The sequence below is a fragment of the Streptomyces sp. NPDC056479 genome, from assembly GCF_042795335.1.
In the GTDB taxonomy this organism is placed as follows: domain Bacteria; phylum Actinomycetota; class Actinomycetes; order Streptomycetales; family Streptomycetaceae; genus Streptomyces.
This window is the reverse complement of record NZ_JBHTRZ010000003.1, coordinates 891,280-898,010: the sequence shown is the minus strand read 5'-3', so window position 1 is coordinate 898,010 and position 6,731 is coordinate 891,280. Positions and strand designations below refer to the sequence as shown.

The 6,731-nt window shown below is 69.9% G+C and carries 4 protein-coding genes; 3 read left to right on the top strand and 1 reads right to left on the bottom strand.

The window, feature by feature from the left end; genetic code table 11:
* Window positions 1-129 precede the first annotated feature (129 nt).
* A complete protein-coding gene (gene argG, locus ACFQ6S_RS15445) occupies window positions 130-1,584 on the bottom strand; it encodes an argininosuccinate synthase (protein WP_383408602.1) in 1,455 nt (484 codons plus the stop codon).
* Window positions 1,585-1,833: 249 nt separating this feature from the next.
* Between argG and acnA the strand changes: the two genes are divergently transcribed.
* From acnA to ACFQ6S_RS15430, 3 genes are all read left to right on the top strand, one after another.
* Entirely contained in the window at window positions 1,834-4,551 is a 2,718-nt protein-coding gene (acnA, locus tag ACFQ6S_RS15440; RefSeq protein ID WP_383408599.1) for an aconitate hydratase AcnA, read from the top strand.
* Between the two features lie 167 nt (window positions 4,552-4,718).
* Complete coding sequence (locus ACFQ6S_RS15435; protein WP_383408596.1) at window positions 4,719-5,213, top strand: DNA-binding response regulator; 495 nt, start codon at window positions 4,719-4,721, stop codon at window positions 5,211-5,213.
* On the top strand, window positions 5,210-6,700 hold the full coding sequence (locus tag ACFQ6S_RS15430) for a sensor histidine kinase (RefSeq protein ID WP_383408593.1): 1,491 nt from the start codon (window positions 5,210-5,212) through the stop codon (window positions 6,698-6,700). The genes ACFQ6S_RS15435 and ACFQ6S_RS15430 overlap by 4 nt, the downstream gene beginning before the upstream one ends.
* The last annotated feature ends 31 nt before the right edge of the window (window positions 6,701-6,731 follow it).

The window sequence follows — 6,731 nt, the reverse complement described above, 5'->3', positions numbered from 1 at the left end:
TGTGGTGGGTTTGGCCCTTTGGTCCCCCTGCTTTGAGGGGTGGGGGGCGGAAGGAAGGGGGGAAGGGAGGAAGAGACGCGGGGGGTGTGGGGCCCCCCCTTCCGGTGGTCCGTTCCCTGTCCGGTTCGGTCAGTCCGTGCCGGACTCCATCGCGGCGCGGTCCAGCAGGGCGTCCTCCTCGGAGACCTCGCCGCGGGAGGCGATGGCCTCGGCGCCGCCCTCCGGCAGCTCCGGCATGGTGCCGATCAGGCCGGTCGCGGCCGCCTGGGAGGCGCCGACGGTGGGGCTGCCGGTGCCGATCAGGCCGAGGCCGACGTACTGCTCCAGCTTGGCGCGCGAGTCGGCGATGTCGAGGTTGCGCATGGTGAGCTGGCCGATCCGGTCGACCGGGCCGAAGGCCGAGTCCTCGGTGCGCTCCATGGACAGCTTGTCCGGGTGGTAGCTGAACGCCGGCCCGGTCGTGTCGAGGATCGAGTAGTCCTCGCCGCGCCGCAGACGGAGGGTGACCTCGCCGGTGACGGCGGCGCCCACCCAGCGCTGGAGCGACTCACGGATCATCAGCGCCTGCGGGTCCAGCCAGCGGCCCTCGTACATCAGGCGGCCGAGGCGACGGCCCTCGTTGTGGTACTGGGCGAGGGTGTCCTCGTTGTGGATCGCGTTGACCAGGCGCTCGTACGCGGCGTGCAGCAGGGCCATGCCCGGCGCCTCGTAGATGCCCCGGCTCTTGGCCTCGATGATCCGGTTCTCGATCTGGTCCGACATGCCGAGGCCGTGCCGGCCGCCGATGGCGTTGGCCTCCATCACCAGGTCGACGGCGGAGGCGAACTCCTTGCCGTTGATGGTGACCGGGCGGCCCTGCTCGAAGCCGATCGTCACGTCCTCGGCGGCGATCTCGATGGTCGGGTCCCAGAACCGCACGCCCATGATGGGCTCGACGGTCTCGACGCCGGTGTCCAGGTGCTCCAGGGTCTTGGCCTCGTGGGTGGCGCCCCAGATGTTGGCGTCCGTGGAGTACGCCTTCTCCGTGGAGTCCCGGTAGGGCAGGCCGTGGGTGACCAGCCACTCCGACATCTCCTTGCGGCCGCCGAGCTCGGTCACGAAGTCCGCGTCCAGCCAGGGCTTGTAGATCCGCAGGTTCGGGTTGGCGAGCAGGCCGTAGCGGTAGAACCGCTCGATGTCGTTGCCCTTGAAGGTCGAGCCGTCGCCCCAGATCTGGACGTTGTCCTCGAGCATGGCCCGCACCAGCAGCGTGCCGGTGACGGCACGGCCCAGCGGCGTGGTGTTGAAGTAGGCGCGCCCGCCGGAGCGGACGTGGAACGCGCCGGAGGTCAGCGCGGCCAGGCCCTCCTCGACGAGGGCGGCGCGGCAGTCGACCAGGCGCGCGACCTCGGCGCCGTAGGTCTTGGCGCGGCCGGGCACCGAGGCGATGTCGGGCTCGTCGTACTGGCCGATGTCGGCCGTGTAGGTGCACGGGACGGCACCCTTGTCGCGCATCCAGGCGACCGCGACCGAGGTGTCGAGACCGCCCGAGAAGGCGATGCCGACGCGTTCGCCGATGGGCAGGGAGGTGAGGACCTTGGACATAGGAAGAGTATGCATGAAGACGCATGGTCATGCAAAGGGCGCATGTCGAAGCCCCGGGCATGACCATCCCGGCCCCATGTACTAGAGTTATCTCGACATCGAGATATCTGCCGAGGTGCACCGCAGCCGCACACCGTCATCGGGTCCGACAGTAAGGGCTACCTAACTTAGCCTTACCTTAGCGGATCGGCCAAGATGCCGGGGCGGCAGGATCGTGGTGGTACGCGCACATCAATGAAGGAGACTGTCGTGTCGGCGAACAGCTTCGACGCCCGCAGCACGCTGCAGGTGGGCGACGAGTCGTACGAGATCTTCCGGCTGGACAAGGTCGAGGGCTCCGCACGCCTCCCTTACAGCCTGAAGGTGCTGCTGGAGAACCTCCTCCGCACCGAGGACGGCGCGAACATCACCGCCGACCACATCCGCGCCCTCGGCGGCTGGGACTCCCAGGCCCAGCCGTCGCAGGAGATCCAGTTCACGCCGGCCCGCGTGATCATGCAGGACTTCACCGGCGTGCCCTGTGTCGTGGACCTCGCCACCATGCGTGAGGCCGTGAAGGAGCTCGGCGGCGACCCCGCGAAGGTCAACCCGCTCTCCCCGGCCGAGCTGGTCATCGACCACTCCGTCATCGCCGACAAGTTCGGCACCAACGACGCCTTCGCGCAGAACGTCGAGCTGGAGTACGGCCGCAACCGCGAGCGCTACCAGTTCCTGCGCTGGGGCCAGACCGCCTTCGACGACTTCAAGGTCGTCCCGCCGGGCACCGGCATCGTCCACCAGGTGAACATCGAGCACCTGGCGCGCACGGTCATGGTCCGTAACGGCCAGGCCTACCCCGACACCCTCGTCGGCACCGACTCGCACACCACCATGGTCAACGGCCTCGGCGTCCTCGGCTGGGGCGTCGGCGGCATCGAGGCCGAGGCCGCGATGCTCGGCCAGCCGGTCTCCATGCTCATCCCGCGCGTCGTCGGCTTCAAGCTGACCGGTGAGCTCAAGCCCGGCACCACCGCCACCGACCTCGTGCTGACCATCACCGAGATGCTCCGCAAGCACGGTGTCGTCGGCAAGTTCGTCGAGTTCTACGGCGAGGGCGTCGCCGCCACCTCGCTGGCCAACCGCGCCACCATCGGCAACATGTCGCCGGAGTTCGGCTCCACCGCCGCGATCTTCCCGATCGACGGCGAGACGCTGAACTACCTCAAGCTCACCGGCCGCTCCGAGCAGCAGGTCGCACTCGTCGAGGCGTACGCCAAGGAGCAGGGCCTCTGGCTGGACCCGAAGGCGGAGCCGGACTTCTCCGAAAAGCTCGAGCTGGATCTGTCCACGGTCGTCCCGTCCATCGCCGGCCCGAAGCGTCCGCAGGACCGCATCGTCCTCGCAGGCGCCGCCGAGCAGTTCAAGCTGGACGTCCGCAACTACGTGGACACCGTGGACGAGGCGGGCGTCGAGTCCTTCCCGGCCTCCGACGCGCCGGCCGTCCACCCGAACGGCGCTCCGTCCAACCCGGTCACCGTGACCGCCCCCGACGGCTCGTCCTACGAGATCGACCACGGTGCGGTGACGGTCGCGGCCATCACCTCCTGCACCAACACCTCCAACCCGTACGTCATGGTCGCCGCGGCGCTGGTGGCCAAGAAGGCCGTCGAGAAGGGCCTGACCCGCAAGCCGTGGGTCAAGACCACCCTCGCCCCGGGTTCGAAGGTCGTCACCGACTACTTCGACAAGGCGGGTCTGACCCCGTACCTCGACAAGGTCGGCTTCAACCTCGTCGGCTACGGCTGCACCACCTGCATCGGCAACTCCGGCCCGCTGCCGGAGGAGGTCTCCAAGGCCGTCAACGACCACGACCTCGCGGTCACCTCGGTCCTCTCCGGCAACCGGAACTTCGAGGGCCGTATCAACCCCGACGTCAAGATGAACTACCTGGCCTCCCCGCCGCTGGTCGTCGCGTACGCCCTCGCCGGCTCCATGAAGGTGGACATCACCAAGGACGCCCTGGGCATCGACCAGGACGGCAACCCGGTCTTCCTGAAGGACATCTGGCCCTCCGAGGCCGAGGTCAACGACGTCGTGGCGAACGCCATCGGCGAGGACATGTTCAACAAGTCCTACCAGGACGTCTTCGCGGGCGACGCCCAGTGGCAGGCGCTGCCGATCCCGACCGGCAACACCTTCGAGTGGGACGCGGAGTCGACGTACGTCCGCAAGCCCCCGTACTTCGAGGGCATGACGATGGAGACCACCCCGGTCTCCGACATCACCGGCGCCCGCGTCCTGGCCAAGCTCGGCGACTCGGTGACGACGGACCACATCTCGCCCGCCGGCGCCATCAAGGCCGACACCCCGGCCGGCAAGTACCTCACGGAGCACGGCGTCGAGCGCCGCGACTTCAACAGCTACGGCTCGCGCCGCGGCAACCACGAGGTCATGATCCGCGGCACGTTCGCCAACATCCGCCTGCGCAACCAGATCGCGCCGGGCACCGAGGGCGGCTACACCCGCGACTTCACCCAGGCCGACGGCCCGGTGTCGTTCATCTACGACGCCTCGCGCAACTACATCGAGCAGGGCACCCCGCTGGCCATCCTGGCCGGCAAGGAGTACGGCTCCGGCTCGTCCCGTGACTGGGCGGCCAAGGGCACGGCGCTCCTCGGCGTCAAGGCCGTCATCGCCGAGTCGTACGAGCGCATCCACCGCTCGAACCTGATCGGCATGGGCGTGCTGCCCCTGCAGTTCCCGGAGGGCGCCTCCGCCGAGGCCCTCGGACTGACCGGCGAGGAGACCTTCTCCTTCACCGGCGTCGAGGAGCTCAACAACGGCACCACGCCGCGCACGGTCAAGGTCACCACCGACACGGGCGTCGAGTTCGACGCGGTCGTCCGCATCGACACCCCCGGTGAGGCCGACTACTACCGCAACGGCGGCATCATGCAGTACGTGCTGCGCAGCCTGATCCGCAAGTAAGCGGTACGGCAGGGCGGTTGAGGGCCGCATCCCCGGTGAGGGGGTGCGGCCCTTCGTCGTGCCGAGATCGGCGCGGGGGCGATGACCTCGGCGTTCTCGTCCCGTGACATCGGCAGAGCTCAGTCGGAACACAGGGTTCCCTCAGCCGGCGGGGACAGGATCGAGACATGACCGCCATCGCCGGGTTCCGAACCGGACGCGTACGGGTGCCTGTCGTCGACGACGAGCCCGCCCTCACCGACCTGCTCTGCGTGGCCGTCGAGGAGCCGGACCGGCGGGCCTACCCCGCCCTCGACGGCCGGAGCGCCCTGCGGATCGCGCGCGGCTGCCCTCCGCACGCCGCCGTGCTCGACGAGATGCTGCCCGACCTCGACGACCTCGTACTGGCCGAGAAGAGCCGCGAGGTGCACCGCGACGGCGTACCGGTCCAGCTCACCGCCAAGGAGTTCGACCTGCTCAGCCTGATGATGGATCACCCGCGGCAGGTGCTCAGCAAGGCCCGGATCCTCGACCGGGTGTGGAGCGGCTCCTCCGGCGGCGGCAACCTCGTGGAGGTCCGCATCTCCAGCCTCCGCCGCAAGATCGACAAGGGCCGGGCGCCGGTGATCCACACCGTGCACGGCCTCGGATACATCATCAGGCCGGTGGAGGACGGCAGATGACGGCCCGACGGCGTCTTCGCTCCCTGCGCACGCGCCTGCTCGTCTTCATCGGCGTCACGCTCGTCGCCGTGTGCGCCACCATGGCGCTCACCATGGTGTTCGTCCAACGGGCCTATCTGCTGGGCAACCTGGACGACCGGGTCGACAACGCCGCCGAGCGCAGCCTGGGCGGCGCGGGTCTGCACCCCGAGCTGACGGACGACCTGAGCTTCCTCTTGGCGAGCGGTCACCCGACCGGCATGCTCGCCGCCCGGCTCGGCGACGACGGCGACATCCTCACCGCCGAGGTCGTGCGCCAGGACGCCCGACCGCGCGCCCTCACCGACGCTCAGCGGGCCGCCCTGGCGGGCGTCCGGACCGACGGCAGCACGCACACCACGACCGTCCCGGGTGTCGGCATCTACCGTGTCACTGTCGCCGAGAGCGACGGGGTGCGCGTCCTGGCCGGACTCCCGATGGACGACGTACAGCACATGATCAGCGGCATGGTCGTGGTCGAGGCGGCCGTCGCGGTGGCCGGGCTCGCCGTGGCGGGCGGTATCTGCGCCGTGGTCGTACGACGCCAGCTGCGCCCGCTCGACCGGGTCGCCGCCACCGCCGCCGAGGTCTCCCGCGCGCCGCTGGACCGGGGCGAGGTCACCGGCCTCACCCGCGTGCCGGCCCGGGACACCGACCCCGCCAGCGAGGCCGGCCAGGTGGGCGCAGCGCTCAACCGCATGATCGACCACGTCGAGTCCTCGCGCACCGCCCGCCGGCACACCGAGGAACGCATGCGCCGCTTCCTGGCCGACGCCAGCCACGAACTGCGCACCCCGCTCGCCTCGATCGCGGGCTACGCCGAGCTCATGAACCGCGGCACCGACCGGATCGAGCCGGTCCTCGCCTGGCGCCGCGTCTCGGCGGAGTCGGCGCGTATGACAGGGCTGGTGGAGGACCTGTTGCTGCTGGCCCGGCTGGACGAGGGCCGTCCCCCGCAGTCCTCCGAGGTGGACATGGCGGCGCTGGTCGCGGAGGCGGTGTGGGACGCGCGGGTCACCGGGGGAGACCACGACTGGCAGCTGGAACTCCACCTGGACGACATGCCGTTGGTCCTCGGTGACGGGGTCCGGTTGCATCAGGTGGTGGCGAACTTGTTGGCCAACGCCCGCGTGCACACCCCCGCAGGCACGCGGGTCGTCGCGGTCGTGGAGGCCAGGGACGCCCGATGCGTCGTACGGATCCGTGACGACGGCCCCGGCGTCCCGCCCGCCCTCCTCCCGAGGGTCTTCGACCGCTTCACCAGGGCCGACACCTCCCGGGCCAGGGCCACCCCCGACTCGGGAGGCTCGGGTCTGGGTCTGGCCATCGCAGCGGCGATAACGACGGCCCACCGCGGCCGAATCGGAGTGGAAAGCGTGCCGGGCCGAACGGAGTTCACGATCGAGCTGCCGGTGATGGAGGAGGCGAGCGCTGTGCCTGCGGCGCGTCGGAGTGCGGCGTCCGTGTAGGTCGGGGGGAACGGCGGAAGCTGCGATTCGA